Below are 23,504 nucleotides of genomic sequence, written 5' to 3'. Positions count from 1 at the left end.
TCCGGTCCAGAACCGGAATGGCCGTCGTCCCCGAGACGGCGGCCGAGTCAACTCGTAGTCGAATGACCTGGGTCTTGTGCCGGCTTGCGCCGGGCGTCCCCGAGACGCACCAGAGTCATCGTTTGTTGTGAAGTGGGACCCGATGCCCGCCTCACCGAGCTCGCCATCACCTGAGCTACGCGTTCAATCGCACCGCGCGGTCGTGATTGCCCTTCAAGGGCTCCCCGCGCGCCTCGCTCAAGGACCGGCCCCGCCCTGGACTTTCGGTCAGGGGCGGATCCCACCCCGGTCGATGGCGATACGAGACCAGAGCTGATCCACCAAGGGTGGGCACGGGCCAGACCTGTGCCCACCGACGCAACCCGGGACCAGAAGCCCGGACGCGTCAAACACTCCGGCACCCCGCAGAAATGCGGAGCCGGACCGGATCAAACCGTATTTTTAAGACCGACCGAGCCGGTGCCGTGACGGGCCGGCAAACAGCATGGGTTCAGCGCCGCGGCCGGGTGGTCGCGCGCGGCGCCGACAACTACCGACCACTCGACGGCGGGCCTGGAGCCGCCGCCGTCGACCTGTTCAGGCTCCCCCAATCACCGGTTGCGCCGACGGGACGACGCGCCACACGAAGGAATGCATCGGATGCCGACTTCAGAAACGAACCCCCCTCACTCCCGGCGCCGTCGGCAGGGATCTCTGACCCGCAGCGTCGCCCACGGTGACACCCCGCGCCGCGGCGCGCTGGCCGAACTGAGCACGGAAGACCTGTTGGCGCAACATCCGGCGGGCAAGTCCAAGCCACTCCAGGTACTCGACCTGATCCTGTCGCGGTTCAACATGCAGCACACCGCGCTGGAGAAGACGGTGTCGCACAAGACTCGACACGACCGTGCGCTGTTCCTGCGTCGGTTTTTTCGGGACCTGAAGGCGAAGGCCGGCTTCCGTCGGATTCCGGATCCCCGCAGCCTGCGGCAGAAGCATGTTCAGGCGATGGTATCCATCTGGCAACGAGAGCCATTGGCGCCGGCGACCATCCAGACCTACCTGAGTTTTCTGCGCGGGTTGGCGCTGTGGCTGCGCAAGCCCGGAATGATCGGGCCGCCGGCATCCTACGGCCTGCAGTTGGCGGAATACGAACGGCACGAATATGCGCAGCGGGACAAGAGCTGGACGCCGAAGGGCATCGACGTGGACGCCCTGCTGAACGAGATCGCCCTCTATGACGCCCGGGCGTGCGCCTGCATGCGCCTGATGCAGGCATTGGCGTTTCGGAAGAAGGAGTCCCTGTTGATCAGGCCGTTCGTCGACGTGGTTCCGGCCACCGAGACAGATCTTCTGGTCACGCAGCATACCGCCGAGTGGTTTGTGGACGTGCACGGCAAAGGCGGCCGCAAGCGATGGGTCGCGATCGATTCGCAAAGGGCGCGGGACGCCATCGCGAATGCCCAGCGCATCGTTCCCACTCGGGACGCTCACATGGGCGACCCGAACCTCGACCTGAAGCGCAACCTTCGCCGCCTGGCCTACGTCATGGAGAAGTTCGGCATCACTGACCGTGATCTCGGCGTCACCGGACACGGTCTGCGGCACGAGGTCTTCAACGACGGCTACGAGGACCGGACCGGCCAGCCGTCGCCGGTCCGCGGCGGAGGTCCCGTCGATCCCGAACTCGATGCCCGCGCCCGGCTTGCCGTGGCTCACTTGGCGGGGCACGCGAGGCCGCGCGCGGCCGGTGCGTATCTGGGTCCGTCCATTGCGAAGCGCAACAAGACGCAAAAAATTCCACCTGGTACCGAGTTGGATGGGTCGGGCTCGACATAAACCTTCGCTGCCGTGTCAGCGAATCAGCGAGCACAGCCGACCCAACGATTCTGTTCTGCAGGAGCGAAGGCAAGCCCGGTAACGGTGTGTCGTTAGCCACCTCCTTGACGTGGCTTGCCGCTCCATCTCCAGATCGGCGCTGCGTACGCTGCATGATTGGCCTCCACGTCGCTGATGTCGACGCGGATGATCTCCAGCGACCCTTCGCTCGGCCTCATCGCTTTCCTCGCGGAGCATCCTGATGCCATTGCTGTCTTCGCCGCATCGATTCTCGGTGCGCCGGGCGGGCATCACCTTGACCGGGATCAGTTGGGTCGCAGCCGCATGGGTGCCGACTCCAACAACAAACCGCCTGCAAAAACGCCCCCAACCAAGGCGGGTTTTCGCGGGTGGATGGCGCGGTGAGCGGTCGGCCCCCTTGAGCCTCTGGGCCCCACGCGCCATACTGGCATCGCTCTCGTAGGCATCGCGCCTGCAAAGCCTTCAGCCACGACTCCGGTCGCCTGAAGTCCAGTTCGCTGGCGCCGCAGTCGTTAACTGCACTGAGGATTCGGGCCTTTGTGCCTGTCATGCCCTAACCGGCGTTATTTGACCTCGGCCCTGCCGAGCTTTTGTCGGTGCACCTCGCGTGCACCTTCGCGCTTCGCCCTTGCGGGCTGGAGCATCCCGAACGGGGAACCCAGGTTCCCCGATTGGGACTGGCGTTCCCCTTCTACTAGAAGGATAACGCCATGTTCGATCTCGTTGTTTCGACGACAGGAATGCGCCCTGTGGGCAGGGTGTTGGGCGGCTCCGGACTTGTCCGGCAGGTCGCTCGACAGCCTCCCCGGATCGCTGCCTTGCTCCAGCGGACGCCATGTCCGCGCGAGCTGCCACCGCGCCGGTGAGTCCACGCACCTGCGCTTGCCCAGTTTGCCCGACGCGTTCGGTTCCAGGTCATCGGATCCGGACCGTCGGAGCAAACGTTTTCACCATCGCGGCAACCGGCCATTCATGCCGTTGCCGACCTGCCACCGGGGAGCGCATCTCTCCCCGCCGGGATGGGTGTGTCCCTTTCACCGGGAGTACACACCATGCAGTCCACGGGATACCGCTCGAAGCCCAGGCGATCCGGCATCGAGAAGGAAGAAGAGAGAACCTGGGTCAGCTTCTACCGCCGAGCTCGCCGTGATGCGGGCGTGGCGAACGAGGTCCTGACACAGCTCGAGGCCGAGCCCGACAGCAAGCGAGCCCACCTGGCGCTCTACCTCTGCTGCCGGCAGACGCTGCGCCATCACAAGGCCAGACAGCAACGGAATCGGCGAGCGGCGCAGGCCGCCAGGCGCTGCGTTCTGTCGCTGTCGGACATCGTGACCGGCTTGATCAGGGCGCTCGTATCAGATGCCCATGACATGGCGGCCGAGTGGAGGTCTGGTGATCGGAAGTCGGCTCGGATGGCGAGTCCCGGCAGACCGATTGCCCAGCACCGACCGGCAACGCTGCGCACCCACGCGGCCGATGCCGCCGCCGACGCCAGCCAGGTGACCAACCAAGTGACCAGGGCGGCTTGAAGCGCGGACGTGGAGTGGCCAGCGGCCCTCCACGGCCTGCGTTTCAGGCCGGCGTCATCGCAGGCCTTTCTGTTCGCCTTCCATCCGCAAGGAATCCATCAACCCACCCACTGCCTGCTTGAGGCAGTCGGCACCTTTCAAAGGAAATTCATGCCCAACGTCAAAGACACCCTGCAGGCCATGGAAGCCATGGCCGATCGCGCAGCCCTGCGGGATTTGCGCGAGATGCTCGATACCCTCCTCGCCCTGCGCACCCACCTGGTCCTCCAGGATCGGACACGCGCCGATTCGTTGTTGCTTCGGCTGGACCGCCTGCTCGGTCGGGGCGCCGACAGCCTGTCAGCAGGCCTGGCGGCATCGCCCGAATTGACCCTGCGTCTGCAGTGTCACGGCGAGCCTCAGACCACCGCTTACCTGGTCCAACTCTTCGACGCCGAATCCGGTGATCTGGCCAGCACGGCGACCAGGGAGTCCTTCGAGGCTGCGGTTCAGCTGGTCCGGTTTCAGCTTGGGGTAAACCGGGACTACTAATTCGCCGGCACGTGGACACGCCACGCCGGCAAGCTGGCGGTCTCCACGCCCCGAGGCATGGTGCTCGCCCGGATCGAGCCGCGCGCAATGGACGCGGCGCAGTCCGGGGCCGCGGCGAACGCTTCGGCGGCGCCCGTTCCTGAAACCACGGCAGCCTGAACGGCCGCCTGCAGCCATCACAACGACGTTCATCTGAACGGTCCTTCGGGACACCAACCCCGGCACCAGCCGGCGCCGCAGACGTTACCTGCACTGTCACTCCCCACGGGAACGTCGTTCCCGAAGGGGTCGGCGTCCCTCATCAACCCCACTTGAAGGAGAACGCCTTGAATCCGAACCAAATGACACGGGCCGAACTGGTCGGCGAGTTGCTCGCCACGGCCCATCGAGCCTGTGAACAGATGATCGACGACAACAACCTCAATGCCCCCGACAGGAGCGATGTGCAGACTGCTGTCGATCGCAAGCTGAATGTGGCCCGTGAACTGCTGATGCGTGACCTGAAGGAGTCGTTGCGCGCAGGTCCCCTGATGTCCTCTCCGCAAAGCATTCGCGACTGGTTGCGCCTGCTTTTTTCGGGCCTGGACCATGAAGTGTTCGTCGTGCTGTACCTCGACGCCCAGCATCGCTTGATCGACGCGGTGCAGATGTTCAGGGGCACACTGACGCAGACCTCCGTTTACCCCCGCGAAATTGTCAAGGGTGCCCTGCTGGCAAACGCCGCGGCAGCGGCATTCGCGCACAACCACCCGAGTGGCGATGCGACACCCAGCCGGGCAGACGAGCATCTGACGCAGACACTGAAGGCTGCGCTGAGTCTGGTCGACGTCCGCGTTCTGGATCATTTTGTGGTGGCACGGACCACCATCGTTTCGTTCGCCGAGCGGGGTTTGCTGTGAAGCGCACCGGATCATCCATTGGGACGCTTGCCAGCGATGCCGCAGTGCATGTCGACGTGTCTTCTGGCGCCTCAAGGGCTGGCGCGTGGGACGGATGCGCTGCCTACCGTCTCGCGACAGGCCAACCCGCCGTCGCAAGGCAGTCGGATCGGCATGAGTCGATGGTGGCGTCGTTCCGGCAACTGTCGGAGTACCTGGTATCGCTGTCGGTCGGACACCTGAGTGTGCCGACACGCGAGAAGCTCGTGAACAACGGGCTGTCGGTGAACGCCTATCCGGTGCACTACGGCGGGTTCGTCTACGTCGGCAAGCCGGCGTATGTCAAACCCGAGGAAGCGGATCTGGCGGAGATTTTCAGGATCGCCGAAGACAGCGGGGTCGCCTGGTTGCTGTTCGAAGCCAGCGGCGCCACGGTTGAGGGCCTGACGCTTTATCCGGCGTAGTCGCAAGGTCGGAGGGGAAACCCTCTGACCTTGTCGACCACCGGGCTACCAATGGCCCAAGAGCGCCTCGCGCTCGTTCGGTTGCGGATGGGCGTGGATGCCTGCTGGCTCCGGTTCCGGCGAATCGAAATCAGTTCGATGAGTGGACGCTCGACATAAAACCGTGCGGATTATTCGGTTCAAACCCGCCACCGTTGCCGACATCTTGCCGGACAATCTGCTACCCGAATGGCGGGGGCACGAAGAGACCATTGAATGAACAAATCAGAACTGATCGACCATCTGGCAACGCAACACAGCCTGAGCAAGGCTGAATCCGGACGAGTCGTCGAGACGTTGCTCGACGTCATCGTCACCGCGGTCAAGAAGGGGGAGTCGGTTGTGATTCCGGGATTCGGATCGTTCAAGCTCCACGCCCGTGCGGCACGCAACGGCGTGAATCCGGCGACCGGCGCGAAGATCAAGATCGCTGCGGCCAAACTGCCGAAGTTCACCGCGGGTACAACGTTCAAGGCGGCTGTCGACCCGAAGGGCGCGGCGCGCAAATCAGCCAAGGCGGGCGCCAGCGGGAAGCCCGCGGTCAAAACCGCGAAGCCCAGGGCAAGCAAACGCTGATTCACCGGTTCAGAGCCTGACCTGCCAGACCTGTGGCGCTGTCGTGAAGGCTCAGCCGGTCATGCCATCCGCCTTTGGCCGGAAGCCGGCATCGCCTGGTTGCTTGCCGAAGCCAGCGATGCCGCGGATAGCGGCCTGACGCTGTACCCGCGTCGCCCCAAGGTCGGACGGAGAACCCATGACGTTGGCGGGATGAGCCGACCACTCACGCCTCGCCGCACACCAGAATGTCGGCAACATCAATCCGCGCTCAATTCAGATCGCGGGCAACTCGGCACCCAGGATCGTCACGATGTCCTGTCGCTGACCCAACAGCCTGACGACGTCCAGATGTTGGTCGTGGCGTTCGATGTAGAACCACAGCAACGGAAACTTGGCGACTTGCCAGGTCCGAAGCCCCGCAATACCCAACCGCTTCCCGAGCGCCGGTGAGCCGATTCCCGGGTCGAGTTCAATTTGGTCAAGCGCCGCATTGGTCGCCTTGACCAGCCTGGCGGCCACCCTCGTTCCTCCTTCGTTGCGGTAGTAGCGTGCTTCGCCTTGCTGGTCGCGGAACGCCTGCGGGCGCAGAACCGCCGGCTTCACTCGATATCGCCACGAGCGATGGCGAGCAGTTCTTGTTCATCGCCCTTGGTGCGACGGCGGCCAGGCCCGGATGCCAGTCCCTCTTCGATCAGATCACGAAGTCGCTTCCTGGCCTGCTCTTCCTGATCCCGGCGTACCAGGTCGCGGATGTATTCGCTGGTGTTGCCGTAGCTGCCCGTGGATACCCGTTCGTCGATGTAATCGCGCATCGATTCGGGAAGGGCAAAGCTCATGGTTTGGCGGCTCATGAAAAGATTCTGCGCAGATTAACAACAGTTGTCAACTCGCCTGGAGCGGTAGAAGCGTGAATCGGCAAGTCGACACGCCGGAACGCCACCGGCCTCAGAGCTTGGCCGTACGCCGCCCGAGGCGAACTCCGCCAGCCCCAGGCAACGCCCAGTCGATGGCGGGCAGTGTCGGCAACGGTGTGCCGGTCTCCCAGGTCCACACCGGTCCCGCCGAAGAGGCGACGGCCACCTCTTTTGCATGTCGTTCGGCTGGCCTCATGAAGGGGCTCAGGACATGCATCGCCACCGGCTGGCGTCCGGCATCCAGCAGGAGCACGTTGGGGATGGGTGCCGCACTGCGCAGGTCAAACCGCAGGGGCTTGAAGAAACGCCGGCGTTGCTCGACGAGTGCGTTCACAAGCGGGAGTTCGCGGTGATGGTCGACCAGAATCCACTGGTCACTCGACAGCGACAGGCATGCCGTATCCAGTTCATAGGTGTTTTCTTGCCGCGCCCGGATCAGCGCGGTCATGACGAGTCGGGCCCGCACTGGTCCGTCGGCATCGCGCGACTCCAGCACCGTCGCAAAGGACCGCTCGATGCGCTGCCAGGTCACGCCTGACGCCAACAGCGGCGCATCCGGCAGATGCTTGATCCAGACCCGGTAGCCCGAGACGCTGCGCTCGACGCCTTTGAACTCACCGATCACCACGGCAAGGGGATAGCGCCCCTCGGCGGGCTGCAGGAACGACAACTTCTCCCGCCTGCGTTCGGCTGCGGCCTGGTGGGTCGCCTCGCTGAACGGTTCGGGAACGTAAAGACGCTCACTCAGAGGAACACCCTGGATGATCAGTTCGGCAGCCGCTTGCTGCAGGTATTTCAGCAGCACCCATTGGTTGCGTTTGCCGTCCATTGCCGGACTCCAGCGCGTGAAGCCGGCCTGATCGAACAGGAAGTGGGTCAGGGCCTTGAGGCTCATTCTTCGAATGTTCTTGCGACCGCACTCGCCCTCCAATCTCGTGATCGCTCGTTCTCCCTCGTCACTGTTTCGGACCGATCGCGTCCAGGGGAAATCGACCCGCAGCAGGTACTGACCCGCGCGTTCGTCGATGGCATCCGCAAGCTGTTCGCGCCCCGACACGCCCGGATCCAGTTCGTACGCTGGGCAGCTGGGTGCATGGGACTTGCCGGTGCCCGGCAGCCGCTTGATGACATAGCGCCAGTGGCGAGCCACATACATCTCGACACCACCGGCCACGCACAGGCATCGTGGACGCACGTCGGTCCCATGGATTCGCTCCAGCAGCGGCTGAAGCGCCGGGTCCAGCGCTTCCACGACATCCGCGCCGATCTCGAAGAGCTGCGGTTCCACTAGACGACGCAGCGATGGAACCGACGATCGATGCGCAGACTCGTCGACGCCGGTTGATGCAACGCCGATCGCTCAATCATCCGCATGGTGTTCGATCCAGCTGTGCAGGTCTTCCGCGCGCCAGGCGGTGACGCGCTCCGACAGTTTGACCGGCCTCGGAAACGTTTCATGTTTGACGCGTCGCCACAGGGTCGATTTCGAGATCGGGATGACCGCAAGCACCTGCGGTTCCCGCACGAAGCCGATTGCCGGCAGCGTGGCGGGCTCTTGGCGACGGCGCGGCGCGGGTGGTGTGGAAGGAGTGGATTGGGTTGGCATGATGGCCTCGTTTCGGCGGCTGCCGTGGAGGGGTCATGACCAGCTCTTTCGCGGTGGCACTGGTCAGAAACATGCCTGCCGCCAGGAACGCCGAACCGGTACGGCCCTCGCCTGCGTCCCATCGGACGAGTGACCTTCGCGCGGACGAGACCTTCGCGCTCATCGCGCTCAGGATCCCACTTTGAATTGGGCTGCCAATGCGCCACGCAGGGTGGCGGCGATAACAAGACAGTGCAGGTATCGTCTGCGACGCTGTCGTCGAACGACAGTCAATCCCGCCACGAGGGCGCCAACAAACTTCTGATAGCTGCGGGCATGCTTCATGGCAAAAAACATCAGAACCTTCAGGCTTGTTCGGCCTCGCGCGCTTGCGGCACCGGATCCACCGGATCAGCTGCGGAGGGTGGTGCAGCGGGCGCCAGCTCGATGAGGCCTGCGTCTGGATGGTCGGGCGCTGACTCCTGCGCGGCGGTTTGCTTCGAATCGTCCATCTCGCGCCGAAGATCGGCTGCCAACGCCCGCGTATCACGCACCACTTCCCGCAGTTCGCGCTTGAGTGCGGCCCGCTGCTGATCAATCTCACTCGCCGTCCAGATGTCGTAGAACTCGAGCGTCTGCAGCACGTCCATGTAGTGATCCAGCTTGCTGATTGCCTCCAGGTAGCGCCGTGTCAGCGAAGACAACACGGGGACCCGAAGTTCGAGGGGTTTGGTGTCGAAACTGGCCAACTGGGTCACGCCATGGGCCTTGAAAAGCTCCTCCGCCTTGTCCATTTCCAGGTCCAGGTGATGGCTCACCCGATCGACGGCCGCGCGAATCAAGTCCTCCACGGGCTTGATTCGACCATCGTCCAGGTTGATCCGCCCGATCGTCAAAATGAAATGGGTCAGCAGCTGAAAGCTGTGGAACGACCGGACGAACAGGCGCTTGCCTTCGGGGCTGCCAAACCGCACGTGCAGCTTGACACTGGCCGACTCCACCCGGCGGTAATCCGCCTGGATCTGACGCTTCAGGATGCGGACATTGACCCCGCCCTCGTCGAGCCGGATGATCAGTTGTGGCGCGTCGTCGTCTGCCATCGGGAGGCCCTCTCTGTGCTGTACCAGATGGCCATGTTCTTCTCCACGACCTCCCCCCTCAACCCGAAATCATGGGTTTTTTGGGGGGATATCTGTGACAGCCCCGATTTTTTTCAAGACGCGCCTTGACGACGCATCGGGCGATCTTTATCTTTGCGCCCATGCAGCAGCTGGCACTGCAGATCAGGCGAGCACTGAGGCAACAGCGATCCGATCGGCCTGATCGATCGCGGTGAATGTGACATCACGTCACGAAGGCGATCCTCGAACGCCCTAGACGGGAGTGCGCTTGCGTGCCTGCGCGCGCGTTCCCGTCCAAGGCGTTCCTCGATCGGTCGCTGGCAACCGATCCGGTGGCATCGCGCCACCTCAAGCCAGCTGTTGCGTCGCCCCTTCATCGCCGGCATTCCCGGACCTTGTTCAACCCCAGCGGGGCTTCACGCCCAGGGGGTCCGTGAGGCATCGCCAATCACTTGGAGATCTTCATGGACAACCCTGTCATACCGGCCTTGGCCGGGTCATCCCTCGATGCCAACCCATCGACGACACACTGGTCACCTGCCCTGCCCGCTCCTTCCTCGGAAGAGGTCGTGAACTGGACCGAGGAGGAGATCGTCTACCTGCACTGGCGGTTGCTGCAGGAACTCGGCCATCTGGGCGATCCCGCAACTCCCCTGGAGGAGAAGCTGGACACGCTGCGGTGGATCTTCACCGAGCAGGAAAAGGACGGGCGACCATTCTCGTTCTCGAACTGCTTGCGCATCGTCGGCTGCAGCCCGCTGTCGCCGATCGACTACTGCGGAGCGGTGGATGCCGATCTGGTTCGGCAACACGTGCACCGCCAGGTCAGGCCCTGGCTTCGGGCGTCGCTGCAGCGCTACCCACTGTGGGTGCGTCACGCGGTCGCGGAGAACCCGGCGTGGGTCGAACGTCAACTGACGCTCAACCCGCAATGGATCAATGAGCAGCTCAGGCACATGGCTTCTGTGGGTGATCTTTTCGAAGGCTCGGATCATGCAGCGGGCTGACTATGAGGCGCGTGTCGATGAGGTCAAGCGACGCGCGCACGGCCACTGGACGCAGATTCTGGGCAGCCTCGGCGTGGACGAGCGGATCCTGGGCAAACGCAATGGGCCCTGCCCGCTGTGTGGCGGGACGGATCGTTTCCAGTACACGGTGGTTGGCGACAATGATCTTGGCCGGCTGACGACAACTATCTTGGCCGGTTGAGGCCGAAGCCGGCAGGTCCGGGACGCGGGGCTTACCGTGGGGTCATCGAACACGTCGAGACCCCGGAAATGCCCGGCAAGAGAATCACGGACCACCAAGTGCTCAAGTACAAACAACATCGCAACAAACTCCCGCAGGTGGCGGCCGCCGCCAAGGCGGGAATCAGCGAACGCAGTGCGCGACGCATCGAAGATGCCGGTCAACTGCCTTCGCAACGGCCAGCCAGGAGCTGGCGGACCCGATCGGATCCACTGGCCGAGGTGTGGGAGGCTGAAGTCGTCCCGCTGCTGCGGGCGGACGCGCAACTCAACGCCGTGACGCTGCTGGAGGAACTGCAGCGCCGGCATCCTGGCCAGTACGGAGGTGCCGTGCTTCGTACGCTGCAGCGCCGCGTCCGCCAGTGGCGCGCCGTGCATGGCGCCGAACGCGACGTTTACTTCGCCCAGGAGCATCCGCCAGGCAGACTGGGACTGTCCGACTTCACCGTCGCCGACGACCTGCAGGTGAAGATCGACGGGGTCGCTTTCGATCACCGGCTGTACCAGTTCGCGCTCGCGCATTCGGGATGGCGGCACGCCGTCGTTCTCACTGAAGGCGAGAGCTTCGCCGCGTTGTCCGGCGGACTACAGGCCGCGCTGTGGCGGCTGGGCGGGGTGCCGGAGGAGCATCGCACCGACAGCCTGTCGGCGGCGTTCAACAACCTGGCCGAGGCGCAGGAGCTGACCCGCCGGTACGAGGGTCTGTGCCAGCACTACGGCATGCGCGCGAGCCGCTGCAATCCGAGCCAGTCGCATGAGAACGGCTCCATCGAGTCGCGACACGATTCGCTCAAGACCGCGCTCGACCAGGCGTTGCGGTTGCGCGGTACCCGTCGCTTCGACGAGCGCGCCGACTACGAGGCCTTCGTCGAGACCATCGTGCAGCGATTCAATGCCCGCGCCGTCACCCGGCTGGCCGTCGAGCGGACCATGCTACGGCCGCTGCCGGCGCGCCGCACGGCTGAGTACGAGGAGTTCCCGGCGCGGGTCAGCAAATACGCCATCTTCACCGTCAAGGGCGTGCAGTACAGCGCGCCAAGCCAACTGATCGGACACCGCCTGACGGTTCGCCAGTATGCGCAGCACATCGAGTGCTGGCTGGGCGGCCAATGCGTGCTCGAGCGCAGCCGCGCGACCCACCGCGACGGCCAGCGGCACCCGCGCAACATCGACTATAGGCACCTGGTGGCCGCGCTCAGGCGCAAGCCCGGCGCCTTCGCCCGCTGGGTGCTGCGCGATGCGGTATTCCCCCGCGACATCTACCGCCGCACCTGGGAACGCCTGTCAGCAGCACTTGCAGAGCGCGAAGCCTGCAAGACGATCGTGGGCCTGCTCTCGTTGGCCGCCGACGGCCATGAGGCACAACTCGCCGAGGAACTTGAGCAGCTGATCGAGCTCGACCAATTGCCCGATCTGAATGCGCTGAGCGCGCTACTGAAACCGCCCATCGTCGAATTGCCGGCGGTGTCGGTGCAGTTGCCGCCGCTGCAGGACTACGACGTACTGATCGAGGTGTCGCCATGAGTGCGACGACGCTGCCATCCGGGCGCCTGGCGCTGATGCTCACCGAACTGCGACTGCCCACGATCAAGCGACTGGCCGACGACCTGTGCGCGCAGTCCGACCGTGAGGGCTGGCCCGGACATCGGCTGCTGGAAGCGCTGATGGAGCATGAGATCGCCGAGCGCGAGTTCCGCCGCATCGACCGCCACCGCGCCGAATCCTGCCTGACGCCGGACAAGCGATTGTCGAGCTTCGACTTCGCGGCGGTACCGAGCGTCTCCAAGGCTCAGGTGATGGCGTTGGCCGAAGGTCATGAGTGGATCGACCGCGGCGCCAATGTGCTGCTGTTCGGCCCGCCGGGCGTCGGCAAGAGCCATCTGGTGAGCGGGCTCGGTCACGCACTCGTCGATGCCGGGCGCCGGGTGCTGTTCACCCGGTGCAGTGACCTTGTACAGCGCCTGCAGGCGGCCCGGCGCGACCTGCGGCTGCCGCAGGAACTGGCCAGGCTCGACCGCTTCGACCTGCTGATCCTGGACGATCTGAGCTACGTTCGTCGCGATCAGGCCGAGACCTCGGTGCTGTTCGAGTTGATCGCCGAGCGATACGAACGCAAGAGCCTTGCGATCACCGCCAACACGCCGTTCTCGCAGTGGAGCGACGTGTTCGTCGACCCGGCGATGACCCTGGCCGCAGTCGACCGGCTCGTGCATCACTCGACGATCTTGGAAATGAATGTGGAGAGCTATCGCCGACGGGCGGCGCACGCGGCACAGCCCAGCGGGAGAAGGACCAACGCGAGACCGACGACAACTACAGCGACCGACCACGCAACCTGAGCGCGGGGAAGCCGCGGTGGACAAGTCACCTGCCCACAGGACAAGCCTGTGGACAGCCCCTGCGGGGTCCGTGACTTGCCCACCGCTCGACGACGAAGGAGATCAACAAAACCAAAACCAAGGCACCGATCAACGACAACTACGCCCACGTTCCACCGGCCAAGATAGTTGTCGTCGAGCGGTCAGGATAGTTGACGCCGGCCAACACGGACCGCTTTGGTGAAGGCAACTACCACTGTCGAGGCTGCGGCCCGGGCGGCGGCTTCAAGTTGCTGCAGGCGGTCAAGGGGTGCGACTTCAACACCGCGCTTCACGATGTCGAGCAGAACGTCGGGCATTCACCGAGTCCGCCAACGGTCGGCTCACGCGAGCCGGGTGCGACGTGGATGAGGAAGTTGGCCAAGCAGATCTGGGACGAGGCCCGGCCGGTCGCGGCAGCAGATGCCGTGGCCAAGTACCTGGCGGGTCGAGGACTGTCATTGACGAGTTATCCGAGGGCCTTGCGCGTCCACAACGCGCTGGGCTATTACGAGCGAGATGATGCTGGCAAAAACCGCAAGGTGGGGGTCTATCCCGCCATGCTGGCTGCTGTGCAGGATGTCTCAGGCACGCCGGTGACCCTGCATCGGACTTACCTGTCGAATGGCAGCAAGCTGATCTCGCGCGACGCCCGCAAGGTGCTGTCGGCCGGGATCGCCGGTGCGGCCGTCAGGCTGTTTGAACCAACAGACGAACTCGCGCTGTGTGAAGGCATCGAGACCGCTCTGGCGGTGCACCTGGCCACCGGCAAACCGGTCTGGGCCGCGATCAGTGCGGGCAACCTGGAGAAGGTCGTTCTCCCAGCGGGTGTGCGTCGGGTCCAGATCTACGCGGACAACGACAGCGATGGCGATTTCGCGGGGCAGGCGTTTGCGTTCGCGCTCGCGCGGCGCCTGCGCCTGGAACGTGGGCCTGAAGCCGGACGCCAGGTGCAGGTGTTCCTGCCGCGAACGCCGGGTGCGGACTGGGCCGATGTCTGGCTGCGTCGAACCCGCAAGGAAAGCATGTAGAGACTGGCGCGACGACAGCAATCGAGACGTCGCGCTTTCACCGCAGGTCGGATGGTCCGACCTGCACTTCAACCCCTTGGGGACTGTCCCCGAGGGGACTCGTTCCCACTTTTTTCCATAGGAGATCGAGATGAAGAATGGACGTTCACTGGTCGGACTCGCCGAGGAACTCGAGCGGCAACTCGCCAGCAAGAAGGACCTGGTGGTACCGACCCAGATGCTGCGACACGACACGGATGACCAAGGTCACACCCAGCTCGTGGTGCAGGAGGGTGGCGGTGCCGTGCGCTACGGCGTCACCGCGCTGGCGCGACGGCAACTGGCCGAGAAGCTGAAGATTCCGTTCGCGTACTTCGAACGCATGCGCTCGGAGCAACCGGTGCTGCTGGATCACAACGTCAACACCTGGCTGCAAAGCGATGAGGAACGGCGCATGATCCGCACGCTGGACGGCAAGGTCCGGGCGGTGCTGTCAGAGCGTTATCGTCGGCTCGACAACTTCGACCTGGCCGAAAGCGTGCTGCCGGTGCTGCAACGGCTGCCCGAGGTTCGCTTCGAGTCGATGGAGCTGACCGAAACCAAGATGTACCTGAAGTGCGTCACACCGCAGTTGCGGCAGGAGATTGCGCCGGGTGATGTGGTCCAGGCGGGCGTCGTGATCTCCAATTCGGAGGTCGGGCACGGTCTGCTGAGCGTGCAACCGTTGATCTACAGGCTGGTCTGCAGCAACGGGCTGATCGTCTCGGATCGGTCGCTGCGCAAGACCCATGTCGGGCGTTCGGTCGGCGGCGGCGAGGATGATGGCATCACCGTCTTCAAGGACGATACCCTGTGCGCCGATGACAAGGCGTTTTTTCTGAGGGTGCGGGATGTCGTGGAGGCTGCTGTCTCGGAGACGGCATTCAGGATGGCGACCGAGAAATTGCAGCGCACGCAAGGGATGCCGCTGTCGGGCGACCCGGTAAAGACCGTGGAGGTGCTGGCGCAACGCTACGCGCTGAACGATTCCGAGCGGTCGGGTGTGCTTCGGCATCTGGTCACCGGTGGTGACCTTTCCGGATACGGATTGGTCAATGCGGTCACGCACTTCTCTCAGGAAGTGGAGGACTACGACCGGGCGACCGAGTTCGAAGCGCTGGGTGGCAAGCTCATCGAGCTGAACAGGTCCGAGTGGGCGGAACTGGTGGCAGGTTGAGTGTGGGGTGATGGGCAAGGAACGGGAGATCCGTTCCTTGCCCGATCCCGTGAGTTCAGCGTACCGCGTCGCCGGCAGCCGAATGCGGTGCAGGCAGCTCAGTTGTCAGGGGTCGCCGTAAACGATTCGATCGGGGCGCCGCCGGCCAACGCTTCCCTCAACCAACGGGGCTTGGGGCCGAAGCCGCTCCACGCGTTCCCGTTGGTGTCCTTGTATCGGATCACCGAAGCACGCTTCTTCTTGACGGAAGGGATCACCTTCTTGGGAGCTTTCGTCGTCACCGACGCGGCGCGCGGTGGTTCGGTTGTTGTCAGGCCGAGATCTTCGGCCGTCAGACCGTAGGCGTCGATGGCGACTTTGATGCGCTCGACCACGCCCTTGGTCTCCTGGGCACGCAGGGCTTCGGCCTGCTTGGTGAGCTTTTGAATCTGCGCCTGAATGGACGCATAGGTTTCTTTTCTGGCCATGACTCACGGCTCCTTCAAAAATCAGAGAGCCGTGAGCATAGTCGATACAGGAATGTATTGAGTCGCGGACGCCGCAGAGAATTCCGATCCTCTGACTCATTGCATCCCTTGACATTGCAATGACAACAGCACTGCAGAGTCAATGGCATTCATGACCCTTCTACTCCCTAACGCCGATTTCAATCCCGATTTTGGACGTTCGCCGAGGCAATTCGGCAATCGCTGGGGCAAAAGAATTCACCTCCGAATCACTGCAGCGGACATTGGACAACTCACCCGTTCGCCTGTGCCCCGGTGGCGACAAACCGGCAGTCAGCCGACATTGGACCTGCGCACTCATGGACCCGTTCTTGGCCAGAGCCGTTGACGAGAGTCCGCTTGCCGGTTGCTTGATTGCGCTCTGCTCGCCCAGGAGCAGCGGCCCGACGACTGTCAGCTCCCGCTATTGCGAATCCTCACCTGAGCCGACGGTCGACGACGCACTTGCGCAGGCATCCCGTGACGACACCCGCAGTCAGCTCTCGACGATCAGATTTCACTAGGCCGGTCGCCACACGATCATGGTGTGCCACACTGTAGACTGGAAATTAGGACAGCATCTTTGGCCTCGATCGCTTTGACGCATGATTGATACTTGATCTTGGCTAGCTCCAGTTTCGTGGCGTTGTTTAGAGCGGTCTGCTGATTCGCGTTCTGATTCGAACGTGCCGTGAAGATGGAACCGATGGCCTCGAAGTACGGCGTAAGGATAACGGCCGGCAACTTGAGCAATGCCGCCACTTCGCCATCGGTATTCTGTTCATACTTCGAGGGAACGCCGGCGCCATTTGCAAGCGCGATCTTGGCATCGTTGTTTGAAAAGAACGTCCGGGAAATCGGCAGAAAATACTCTGGCGTTCCAGAAGGCGAGAAGACGATCTGTTCCGCATGCAGGACACCACTGCTCACCATGCTGACGCGATAGGCTCTGTTCATGCGATAGAAGATGCCTGCATGGGTCGTACGATCAGCTTTGTCGGTTGAGTAGTTTGACTCGACATCGCTCTTCTTGGCCGGATCCGCTGCGTTGCCGACTGCGGAAGGCGCATCATAGGGTTCGATCGTGACGCTGATATCGCCGCAGATCGTCTGCGACTTCGTTGTGACCGGGATGATGAAGGTATGGGTGCCGTCCACGGTGCAATCCTTCTTCAGCTCTGTCGCATTCATCTTGTCGGCCGCCTGATCGCTTTGGATTCCGAAGCCGAATCCCCTGACGTAACCTGCCAACTGCCCGAGGCCGGCGAGCGCGGCCACCGCGTCTCCGGTCTGATTCGCATTGGAGGTGGTCAGCAAGCCGGCTTCGTTGATCTCGACGTCGATGGAATTCTTTGCCAGGGGGTGCCGGTGGTAGGACAGCACGTAGGCCTTGGATCGGTCTGCATACGATGGCGAGGCTGTCGCCGTAATGGACGCCAGTTTCGAACTGGTACTCGTCACGGTGATCAGGATGTCCCGATTCGGCAAGAAGTACACCAGTCCATCATTTGAATTCGCTGGGTTCTTGACCGATGTGAGGCTAGTGCAGCCGGACAGCGCCGAAAGAACAATCAGCGCGATGGGTGAGCAACGATAAGTCATGATGCCTCCGAGCCTGGTTCAGGCAAAGGTGAATCCCAGTTTAGACATAACCGGGCCGATGGGATTGAAGACGCTGACGGTGTCCGAGCCCGCGAAATGCAGCCCAACTACCCTCCCCGTCGTCGTGTCGACCACTATGGAGCCTGAGTCCCCATTGGTCGCAAAGTGAGTGCACAACACCTGGTTGACGAACGATAGATTGCCCAGGTTGTGTGGGTAGCGAAGCGTCAGCCGAAAGTTGACGTCCATCACTTGGCCTGACGTCTGAAGCGTCGACTTACCAAACTTGGCCACCAGCATGCCTCGCTGGGCTAGGCCAGTCCGGATTGGCAAGGCGGCTTGTGCAACCCCAGTGACGACCTGGGCGCGCTTTGCCGGCACGATCTCGGCGAGCGCGGCGTCCACTTCGTTGTCGCCGAACGGGTCAAACGGTACGAAGCTCGACAACCGCGCGATCGTGTTAGCGAGCGATCCTCCATCGGTTGTCCCAGGCGAGATAATGGGATCGTTTATGTTTGCCTTTCCACTGAGCGCGATGACGTGCGAGTTGCTCAGCAGAAAAAGTAGATTGGCTCGCTTGACGATGGCGCCCAGGGTTCCCGCCGGATCCCTCAAGTGCGAAACGCTGTCTCCGCTGTTGATCCTTGGGTCGGCGACAGCGTGATGGAGCTTGATCTCACCGATCTCCTTTACATCCGTCAATATCGCCTTGGAGCCCAATAGCGCGATCGACGGCGGAATCATCGCCGTCCCACGAATGCTTGCCAAGGCCACCTTTTTCTTTACATAGAAGCATAGACTGAGTTCGCCGGCAGTTTCGTCGCCGATCGTCTTCTCGCTGATACCGACGCCGACGATGTTTCTCCCTTTCGAGAGCGTGCGCAGATGGTTCGCGTGCGCTGCTCGAACAGCGCCCAGAGACTCGACTTCTGAAGCAGGAGCCTTGGTGATCAGGTCGAGCGTTTGCAGCAGGGCTCGCGGGGCTGAGATTGCCATTGACCTTCCCGTCTCAATGGATTCGGAACCGCATCGTATCTAGTCAAGGGGCTGGTGCAATCCACAAAATTTATGAAGGGTAAGGCAAATGGCGCCTCGCGACTGTCCTTGCACTCTTGGCATAGATATCGACTTCGATCGAGGGCCAGGCCCAGCAGACGTCCGGAGTTGCCCTGCACTGAGTACCCTGCTGCGTTCGGCGTGCCAAGATGCGGTCGTCGAACCAATGCGCGTGGCAGATCTCGACGTCCCAGCGCTGTCCGAAAGTCAGAAACGATCCGTGATCAACCTACCCGGGCTGCCGCGAATGCGACGAATGCGTTGCTCCCTCCGGATGGCCAAGTCCTTGACCTCATCGTCCGGTTGAATGCGTGCGGACTTCTCGCAATCCCCGGGGCAACTATGGGGCTTGGAGCCGAACGACCGCTTCGGGGTGACGAATTCGGGGCCGCGGATGTCGCTGAAGGGTCGGATCCGGGCGTCGGCATCCGAATTTGGAATGACAGCAGCCGGGTCACCGTGTCATTGCAGGCATGAAAGCCCTCCAATTGATGTGCGGGTTCGCAGGCGGATGGTCTGGTCGGTAGCAATCAGTGGGTGTTACCTCAACGAATGCACGTGCCGTCAATTTCCGGCCCTCCGACGTTCAAGATCACATTGCTCTTGGCGAGCTTCACCGGCATCACATCGGACCAACGCCGCCGGCCCTCGGCCGAGAATCCAGTTGCTGTCGGCCCGGATCGCCTTGTCGTAGTACGCCAGCAGCCACGCGCCGGGAGCGGAATCGCTGGTGTTGCCTTGGATCAGGTTTTCAGACAAGCTGATGTCATTCCACCGATCTATTGCCAAGAGCGCCACTCCGCCGCCGGTGGTACTGAAGGGGCTCACCGTAGCGTTGTCCACAATGACATTGCGCACAATGTCTGCGGACGATCCATTGACAAGGATGCCACCCCCGTAGTCGAAAGCCAAGTTATGGTGGATCGTGTTTCCGGAGATGGTGACACCTCGCACCCCGTTGATTCCGACACCGCCCCCGTAGCCTTCAATCTTGTGAAACTCGACCACGTTGTCCGCGATGACAGAATCCTTCCGGGTTGACCCGTTCATGTAGATGCCGCCGCCATTCGAGCCGCCGCAGCTCTGATCTTGCCTGTTGCCGCTGATCAGGTTGCGCCGGACCTCGATCGAGGCTTCCTGGCTGAACACGCCCGCGCCGATGCACCCGACATTGCCGGTGATCACGTTGTCTTCAATCGTCGCGCGCACCAGTTCAACACGCACGCCGCCTCCCGTCCCCGGTGTCGGGCTCGGGTCGTTGGCAAAAGAATTGAAGCCGTTGGTGATCTTGAACCCGGCAACGACCACCCGCTCTTTGCCCGTGCCCTGGGCCCACACGGTGGTCGACTTCGACCCGCCATCCAGGATAGTCCGAGAGGATCCGTGACTCGATTTGATCGTGATCGCCTTGTTCAAGATCACCAGATTTTCGACATACCGACCCGGACCAACCCGTATCTCACTGCCCGACGGAGAAGCGTCGATCGCACCCTGAATGGTGGCGAAGTCCCCAGGTACATGGACATCCCGGGCTGAAGCGGCGATCGATACCGAGAGCCCGAGCAATACACTCAGGCTGGCGACAGCGTGGCGAAATTTCATCTTTACTCCTTGCTTGAAATCAGGTCAGACGGGACACACGATCGCTTGATTCGGCGGACCGGTAGTCCGGGTGCTCATCCAGCACCAGCAAGCACAGCTTCCAGCACTCGGCGCTGATGGGCTCGTACCCAGATTCAATCGCCATCCAGGCCCGTCGGCCGGGCAACATCGCCACATCGGCCATGGCTTCGCTCGTCAGGTGATGAGCCAGCCGGAGACGCCTGCACTCGTCTGCGTCATGGCGGTCGACGCTGAATCCGGCCGGAACTGCGCCTGGGTAGCTGCTGGTCGTCATCTGCGCCTCCGCATCAAATTGATGCTCGCAAATAGAGCGAGCCGCCGACAAGAAACATCACCCTTTGGGGTGGGTAGCTGCCAATCCAACGCCTTTTCGGCCGCTCCCCCCACGATCAAGGGAAAGAGCCGGTGGTGGCGCCGACTGCAGATTTGGTCGGCGCTCTTTCAAAATGCGGGATAGCAGCCTGGGTGCCATGCCGCAGTTTTCGGCTGTTCGAGGGCGCGAGCGGACTTCAACGCATCAGCTCGCACCACCCTGCGCAGCGACGCCCATGAGCGCCAAGCGCGCTAACAACTGCGCTGCGACGCTCGTCCCGTCGCAAGCCATTCACAGGCAAGGATCGCCTGGCGCTGGGTGCATGCATGAGCCACCGCACTTCGGCGTGAGAGTCGCCTTTCCGAATCCTTCTTCACGATGGACAAGTCCTTCAGAGGCAAGCATTGCAGCGACACATTTTCCCCCGGCACCACAACCCAACCGTGAGCACTACCCAGATTGGCTCACGCGCGCACTGTCTCCACCGACAGCCGCCGGCAGCGACGTTGAGTCCGGCCACCAAACCGCCTCCAATCAAATCGCCCGCGAAATCAAGCGGTAGTCGCGGGGTTTTCGTAGCGCATTTGCGAATGGCAGCTTCGCCAACCCGCATTGGCGAGACGAAGACCTTTAAGCTTTGTGCAACACACGGTCATTCGATGTGGAGTCGATTGACACTCCAATAGCGGCCGGGCGAATCGCCCAAGGAGACCGACCATGAGTGACGTTCACCTGCTGGATGTTCAGCTCACCAACCTGACGATGCTGCTGACCATCCGGGACTCCCTGCACCTGGACCGTGTCCGTACCTGCGCCCGGTTCGCGCTCGACGCTGCGCAGGCTGATCGCTTCCTCACTCTCGGCACTCACCAAATCATGGCCATCGTGGCGAATGTCGGCCAGGTCAACTTGTTTCCACCGCGCAGCGACCTGGTGTCGCTCCTGGCCCTGCCGCTGCCCGTCGCCAGGCCGTTCGCAGTGGTGCAACCCACCAAACGCGCGGCAGGATAACAAGCCTTGAAGGGAGGACTCGATGTCAGCCATGATGGTCCGTCGCCTCCAGGCGTTGTCAATCGCCAAGCGATGCGTCGACCTCGGCGCGCGCCTGTCCACGATCGAACAACTTTCCGGACTGCCACAGCCCGAGTTCCGCCACCTCGCCTACCCGACGCGAAGCACGGTGCCCAGGGGAAGAACGCCGAGCTCGGTCGACTGGCTCCATCGCAGAACGACCGTGCTTGAGCAGGCAGCTGCTGCTGTCGTCATGTCCAGCTACCGTCGCCTCAGAGAAGGCGGCTTTCCTGCGTCGGAGGCACTGCTGGGTGCGTACTCGCATTACACCGAGGTCTGCGATCCCCCGTATCGGATCAATCTGGACCGCGCGCTTGATCTGGCCTCGCACCTTGACGGCATCTGGCTGTCTCGTGGCCGCAGCCTGGAACTCATTCGCTGCCCGGCCTGCGGCAGCGAACACCTTGCGACGCTCGGCTCCGAAACCCGTTTTGGCTCGGATTGCCCGTTCTGCGCATTGATCCAGCGGTATCGCGTGGATCCGCGGCTTCGGGCTCACTTCCCGGCGCGACCGCCTCTCGCGGCGAGCGATTTTCAGATCGGTGTCATGTCACTGATGCGAAGCAGTCCACTGCACCTGCAGCCCGAGGCTCATGACGAGCCTTCTCTGCCGGTGGCAATCTGCGCTTGAGAAAAGCTTGTCCCGGCACTCTGGATCCGTGCTGCTGCAAAGCACATCGAGGATGAACATGACATCCTACGCATCGCCGCCGACCGCCGGGCCGCGCGTGCAACTGCCACGGACCAGCGCGGGCGACGTGATGTCCGCCCACGCCGCAAAAATCGCTCGCATCCAACTCTGCTTCGGCATCGACGCCGCGACATTCGAAGAACAGGTGCTGTCGATCGTCCAGCGACTCGCAGAGTATGTACTGAACCTTCCCGCGTCCAGGGATGCTTACTACTGCCAGCCGGGAGGGATGTTCGAGCTGGCGCTGGACACCGCTTTTTTCAGCCTGCAGGGGACCGACGGTCACATCTTCGCTGGCCGATCGACCATCTCGGTCAGACGACACCTGGAGCCGCGCTGGCGGCTGGCGACGTTCATGGCGGGCCTGCTGTGCATCCTCGAGCGCGCGGCCGGACAGGCCATCGTCGAGTACGAGGCTGGTTCGCGATGGCCCGCGCTGGTCGTGCCGCTGGCCACTTGGCTTCAAACAAGTCCGCAGGCCACCTACCGCCTCGGCTGGCGTGCCGACCTTCTGGATGTACCGGGATACGGCATCCTCGCGCTTCCCCTGGTGGTGCCCGCCCCGATCCTGACGTATCTCTCAGATGCGAACGACGAGGTGCTGCCGTCTTTGCTTGCCAGCATCGGTGGCCTGCCACGTTATCGGGATCACAACCCACTGCCGAGGCTCGTCAGGCGTGCGTTCGCGCTGGTCGTCAATCAATGGTTGGAGACCTTCCGGTCCGGCGACGACCTCCAACACGATCGGTCTCATCTGCAGCGCTACGTCCTGGACGCGATGCGCAGGCTCGCGGCGTGCCACCCCAGATGGGTTCCGAATCGAGAGAAGTCCAGACTGTGGCTGGGCCGTGACGGGCTCTACCTGGTCTGGCCGCAGTCGGCATCCGACATCGTCGACTGTTTCGAAGAAGATGAGTTGGCTGGCATGCCGCGATCAGCAGCGTCCATTCTTCAGTTGCTCCAAGCTTCCGGCGTGCTGGCATCGAACCAGAAAGCAGGACACGCCTGGTTGATCCATCCGCCATCTTCGCGGAGTCCGGTGGAGGCGATCAAACTCGCTTCGTCGTCGGTTCTGTATCCTGACTCGGTCAACATCGCATCCGCATTGGACACGACGCTGGCGACTGCGCGTGTCGAGCCTGTTGCCGACGCTCAGCATAGCTTCCCCCCGTCGGTGACCAACTGCCATTGGCCCTCAACGATCAGCCTGAGCAACTGCCCGCGAGCCGCCGAACCGTCGAGCGGCAAAGCGACCCATCGCCTCGAGAATCCCCTTCCGGCGCGATTCGCCTCAAACCGCCGCTGCGACTGGACGGCGGCGTTCTCGCGGCGCTGGAGTCGGTCGTACAGCAGCTGAACGCGACAGGACGCGGTG

At 62.9% G+C, this 23,504-nt stretch carries 27 protein-coding genes; 16 read left to right on the top strand and 11 right to left on the bottom strand.

Going from position 1 to position 23,504, the window contains the following annotated elements; translation table 11 throughout:
* Positions 1–639: 639 nt before the first annotated feature.
* From ACNH6H_RS18275 to ACNH6H_RS18245, 7 genes are all read left to right on the top strand, one after another.
* Positions 640–1,818: a phage integrase N-terminal domain-containing protein gene (locus ACNH6H_RS18275; RefSeq protein WP_418319685.1), complete on the top strand. Its 1,179-nt coding sequence runs from the start codon at positions 640–642 to the stop codon at positions 1,816–1,818.
* Positions 1,819–1,974: 156 nt separating this feature from the next.
* A complete protein-coding gene (locus tag ACNH6H_RS18270; protein WP_418319683.1) occupies positions 1,975–2,223 on the top strand; it encodes a hypothetical protein in 249 nt (82 codons plus the stop codon).
* A gap of 668 nt (positions 2,224–2,891) precedes the next feature.
* A complete protein-coding gene (locus tag ACNH6H_RS18265) occupies positions 2,892–3,368 on the top strand; it encodes a hypothetical protein (protein WP_418319681.1) in 477 nt (158 codons plus the stop codon).
* Positions 3,369–3,518: 150 nt separating this feature from the next.
* Positions 3,519–3,899: a hypothetical protein gene (locus ACNH6H_RS18260; protein ID WP_418319680.1), complete on the top strand. Its 381-nt coding sequence runs from the start codon at positions 3,519–3,521 to the stop codon at positions 3,897–3,899.
* Between the two features lie 326 nt (positions 3,900–4,225).
* The gene (gene radC, locus ACNH6H_RS18255; protein WP_418319678.1) at positions 4,226–4,798 is read left to right on the top strand and encodes a RadC family protein; all 573 of its coding nucleotides are present in this window, start codon (positions 4,226–4,228) and stop codon (positions 4,796–4,798) included.
* A complete protein-coding gene (locus ACNH6H_RS18250) occupies positions 4,795–5,241 on the top strand; it encodes a hypothetical protein (protein ID WP_418319677.1) in 447 nt (148 codons plus the stop codon). The genes radC and ACNH6H_RS18250 overlap by 4 nt, the downstream gene beginning before the upstream one ends.
* Before the next feature lie 255 nt (positions 5,242–5,496).
* Positions 5,497–5,856, top strand: coding sequence for an HU family DNA-binding protein (locus tag ACNH6H_RS18245; RefSeq protein WP_418319676.1), 360 nt, complete (start codon positions 5,497–5,499; stop codon positions 5,854–5,856).
* Positions 5,857–6,111: 255 nt separating this feature from the next.
* On the opposite strand, the gene ACNH6H_RS18240 is transcribed toward ACNH6H_RS18245, so the two are convergent.
* From ACNH6H_RS18240 to ACNH6H_RS18215, 6 genes are all read right to left on the bottom strand, one after another.
* Positions 6,112–6,441 carry a type II toxin-antitoxin system RelE/ParE family toxin gene (locus ACNH6H_RS18240; protein WP_418319674.1) on the bottom strand — a complete coding sequence of 110 codons (330 nt, stop codon included), beginning with the start codon at positions 6,439–6,441 and terminating at the stop codon, positions 6,112–6,114.
* Positions 6,438–6,689, bottom strand: a complete 252-nt coding sequence (locus ACNH6H_RS18235) for a type II toxin-antitoxin system ParD family antitoxin (RefSeq protein ID WP_418319673.1) — start codon at positions 6,687–6,689, stop codon at positions 6,438–6,440. Before ACNH6H_RS18235 ends, ACNH6H_RS18240 begins: the two co-directional genes overlap by 4 nt.
* A gap of 94 nt (positions 6,690–6,783) precedes the next feature.
* Positions 6,784–8,040 (bottom strand): DUF1173 family protein, encoded by a 1,257-nt coding sequence (locus ACNH6H_RS18230; RefSeq protein ID WP_418319671.1) that lies wholly within the window; start codon positions 8,038–8,040, stop codon positions 6,784–6,786.
* Positions 8,041–8,112: 72 nt separating this feature from the next.
* A complete protein-coding gene (locus ACNH6H_RS18225) occupies positions 8,113–8,358 on the bottom strand; it encodes a helix-turn-helix transcriptional regulator (RefSeq protein ID WP_418319670.1) in 246 nt (81 codons plus the stop codon).
* 168 nt (positions 8,359–8,526) lie between these two features.
* Entirely contained in the window at positions 8,527–8,694 is a 168-nt protein-coding gene (locus ACNH6H_RS18220) for a hypothetical protein (RefSeq protein WP_418319668.1), read from the bottom strand.
* 8 nt (positions 8,695–8,702) lie between these two features.
* Positions 8,703–9,437, bottom strand: coding sequence for a DUF1845 domain-containing protein (locus tag ACNH6H_RS18215; protein WP_418319666.1), 735 nt, complete (start codon positions 9,435–9,437; stop codon positions 8,703–8,705).
* 485 nt (positions 9,438–9,922) lie between these two features.
* On the opposite strand from ACNH6H_RS18215, the gene ACNH6H_RS18210 reads away from it, so the two are divergent.
* From ACNH6H_RS18210 to ACNH6H_RS18185, 6 genes are all read left to right on the top strand, one after another.
* On the top strand, positions 9,923–10,465 hold the full coding sequence (locus tag ACNH6H_RS18210) for a hypothetical protein (protein ID WP_418319665.1): 543 nt from the start codon (positions 9,923–9,925) through the stop codon (positions 10,463–10,465).
* Complete coding sequence (locus tag ACNH6H_RS18205) at positions 10,452–10,667, top strand: primase-helicase zinc-binding domain-containing protein (protein WP_418319663.1); 216 nt, start codon at positions 10,452–10,454, stop codon at positions 10,665–10,667. Before ACNH6H_RS18210 ends, ACNH6H_RS18205 begins: the two co-directional genes overlap by 14 nt.
* Positions 10,668–10,735: 68 nt before the next feature.
* The gene (gene istA / locus ACNH6H_RS18200; protein ID WP_418317605.1) at positions 10,736–12,229 is read left to right on the top strand and encodes an IS21 family transposase; all 1,494 of its coding nucleotides are present in this window, start codon (positions 10,736–10,738) and stop codon (positions 12,227–12,229) included.
* Complete coding sequence (gene istB / locus ACNH6H_RS18195; protein WP_418317604.1) at positions 12,226–13,044, top strand: IS21-like element helper ATPase IstB; 819 nt, start codon at positions 12,226–12,228, stop codon at positions 13,042–13,044. The genes istA and istB overlap by 4 nt, the downstream gene beginning before the upstream one ends.
* Positions 13,045–13,235: 191 nt before the next feature.
* A complete protein-coding gene (locus tag ACNH6H_RS18190; protein WP_418319662.1) occupies positions 13,236–14,093 on the top strand; it encodes a DUF7146 domain-containing protein in 858 nt (285 codons plus the stop codon).
* Positions 14,094–14,223: 130 nt separating this feature from the next.
* Complete coding sequence (locus ACNH6H_RS18185) at positions 14,224–15,288, top strand: DUF932 domain-containing protein (RefSeq protein ID WP_418319660.1); 1,065 nt, start codon at positions 14,224–14,226, stop codon at positions 15,286–15,288.
* A 98-nt stretch (positions 15,289–15,386) separates the two neighbouring features.
* On the opposite strand, the gene ACNH6H_RS18180 is transcribed toward ACNH6H_RS18185, so the two are convergent.
* From ACNH6H_RS18180 to ACNH6H_RS18160, 5 genes are all read right to left on the bottom strand, one after another.
* Positions 15,387–15,755, bottom strand: coding sequence for an H-NS family nucleoid-associated regulatory protein (locus tag ACNH6H_RS18180; RefSeq protein ID WP_418319659.1), 369 nt, complete (start codon positions 15,753–15,755; stop codon positions 15,387–15,389).
* 558 nt (positions 15,756–16,313) lie between these two features.
* Positions 16,314–17,375, bottom strand: a complete 1,062-nt coding sequence (locus ACNH6H_RS18175; RefSeq protein WP_418319657.1) for a hypothetical protein — start codon at positions 17,373–17,375, stop codon at positions 16,314–16,316.
* Between the two features lie 18 nt (positions 17,376–17,393).
* The gene (locus tag ACNH6H_RS18170) at positions 17,394–18,371 is read right to left on the bottom strand and encodes a hypothetical protein (RefSeq protein ID WP_418319656.1); all 978 of its coding nucleotides are present in this window, start codon (positions 18,369–18,371) and stop codon (positions 17,394–17,396) included.
* Between the two features lie 624 nt (positions 18,372–18,995).
* Positions 18,996–20,033: a right-handed parallel beta-helix repeat-containing protein gene (locus ACNH6H_RS18165; RefSeq protein ID WP_418319654.1), complete on the bottom strand. Its 1,038-nt coding sequence runs from the start codon at positions 20,031–20,033 to the stop codon at positions 18,996–18,998.
* A gap of 19 nt (positions 20,034–20,052) precedes the next feature.
* Positions 20,053–20,328 carry a hypothetical protein gene (locus ACNH6H_RS18160; protein ID WP_418319653.1) on the bottom strand — a complete coding sequence of 92 codons (276 nt, stop codon included), beginning with the start codon at positions 20,326–20,328 and terminating at the stop codon, positions 20,053–20,055.
* A gap of 756 nt (positions 20,329–21,084) precedes the next feature.
* Here ACNH6H_RS18160 and ACNH6H_RS18155 point away from each other — a divergent pair.
* The 3 genes from ACNH6H_RS18155 to mobH are packed head-to-tail and all read left to right on the top strand — an operon-like array spanning position 21,085 to position 23,486.
* On the top strand, positions 21,085–21,378 hold the full coding sequence (locus tag ACNH6H_RS18155) for a hypothetical protein (protein WP_418319652.1): 294 nt from the start codon (positions 21,085–21,087) through the stop codon (positions 21,376–21,378).
* Between the two features lie 22 nt (positions 21,379–21,400).
* Complete coding sequence (locus ACNH6H_RS18150; protein WP_418319650.1) at positions 21,401–22,069, top strand: FlhC family transcriptional regulator; 669 nt, start codon at positions 21,401–21,403, stop codon at positions 22,067–22,069.
* A gap of 58 nt (positions 22,070–22,127) precedes the next feature.
* Positions 22,128–23,486: a MobH family relaxase gene (mobH, locus tag ACNH6H_RS18145; RefSeq protein WP_418319648.1), complete on the top strand. Its 1,359-nt coding sequence runs from the start codon at positions 22,128–22,130 to the stop codon at positions 23,484–23,486.
* Positions 23,487–23,504: the final 18 nt, after the last annotated feature.

This window comes from Pseudideonella sakaiensis (assembly GCF_048320135.1).
Lineage (GTDB): Bacteria > Pseudomonadota > Gammaproteobacteria > Burkholderiales > Burkholderiaceae_C > Ideonella_A > Ideonella_A sakaiensis_A.
The sequence above is the reverse complement of the archived record's forward strand: the minus strand, read 5'-3'. Positions and strand labels throughout refer to the sequence as shown.

Excerpts from the sequence above, each read along its gene's own strand:
- ACNH6H_RS18275 (WP_418319685.1), top strand. The coding sequence starts at position 640 with ATGCCGACTTCAGAAACGAACCCCCCTCACTCCCGGCGCCGTCGGCAG.
- ACNH6H_RS18265 (WP_418319681.1), top strand. The coding sequence starts at position 2,892 with ATGCAGTCCACGGGATACCGCTCGAAGCCCAGGCGATCCGGCATCGAG.
- ACNH6H_RS18260 (WP_418319680.1), top strand. The coding sequence starts at position 3,519 with ATGCCCAACGTCAAAGACACCCTGCAGGCCATGGAAGCCATGGCCGAT.
- ACNH6H_RS18245 (WP_418319676.1), top strand. The coding sequence starts at position 5,497 with ATGAACAAATCAGAACTGATCGACCATCTGGCAACGCAACACAGCCTG.
- ACNH6H_RS18235 (WP_418319673.1), bottom strand. The coding sequence starts at position 6,689 with ATGAGCCGCCAAACCATGAGCTTTGCCCTTCCCGAATCGATGCGCGAT.
- ACNH6H_RS18225 (WP_418319670.1), bottom strand. The coding sequence starts at position 8,358 with ATGCCAACCCAATCCACTCCTTCCACACCACCCGCGCCGCGCCGTCGC.
- ACNH6H_RS18220 (WP_418319668.1), bottom strand. The coding sequence starts at position 8,694 with ATGTTTTTTGCCATGAAGCATGCCCGCAGCTATCAGAAGTTTGTTGGC.
- ACNH6H_RS18215 (WP_418319666.1), bottom strand. The coding sequence starts at position 9,437 with ATGGCAGACGACGACGCGCCACAACTGATCATCCGGCTCGACGAGGGC.
- ACNH6H_RS18210 (WP_418319665.1), top strand. The coding sequence starts at position 9,923 with ATGGACAACCCTGTCATACCGGCCTTGGCCGGGTCATCCCTCGATGCC.
- ACNH6H_RS18205 (WP_418319663.1), top strand. The coding sequence starts at position 10,452 with ATGCAGCGGGCTGACTATGAGGCGCGTGTCGATGAGGTCAAGCGACGC.
- istA (WP_418317605.1), top strand. The coding sequence starts at position 10,736 with ATGCCCGGCAAGAGAATCACGGACCACCAAGTGCTCAAGTACAAACAA.
- istB (WP_418317604.1), top strand. The coding sequence starts at position 12,226 with ATGAGTGCGACGACGCTGCCATCCGGGCGCCTGGCGCTGATGCTCACC.
- ACNH6H_RS18185 (WP_418319660.1), top strand. The coding sequence starts at position 14,224 with ATGAAGAATGGACGTTCACTGGTCGGACTCGCCGAGGAACTCGAGCGG.
- ACNH6H_RS18180 (WP_418319659.1), bottom strand. The coding sequence starts at position 15,755 with ATGGCCAGAAAAGAAACCTATGCGTCCATTCAGGCGCAGATTCAAAAG.
- ACNH6H_RS18175 (WP_418319657.1), bottom strand. The coding sequence starts at position 17,375 with ATGACTTATCGTTGCTCACCCATCGCGCTGATTGTTCTTTCGGCGCTG.
- ACNH6H_RS18170 (WP_418319656.1), bottom strand. The coding sequence starts at position 18,371 with ATGGCAATCTCAGCCCCGCGAGCCCTGCTGCAAACGCTCGACCTGATC.
- ACNH6H_RS18165 (WP_418319654.1), bottom strand. The coding sequence starts at position 20,033 with ATGAAATTTCGCCACGCTGTCGCCAGCCTGAGTGTATTGCTCGGGCTC.
- ACNH6H_RS18160 (WP_418319653.1), bottom strand. The coding sequence starts at position 20,328 with ATGACGACCAGCAGCTACCCAGGCGCAGTTCCGGCCGGATTCAGCGTC.
- ACNH6H_RS18155 (WP_418319652.1), top strand. The coding sequence starts at position 21,085 with ATGAGTGACGTTCACCTGCTGGATGTTCAGCTCACCAACCTGACGATG.
- ACNH6H_RS18150 (WP_418319650.1), top strand. The coding sequence starts at position 21,401 with ATGTCAGCCATGATGGTCCGTCGCCTCCAGGCGTTGTCAATCGCCAAG.
- mobH (WP_418319648.1), top strand. The coding sequence starts at position 22,128 with ATGACATCCTACGCATCGCCGCCGACCGCCGGGCCGCGCGTGCAACTG.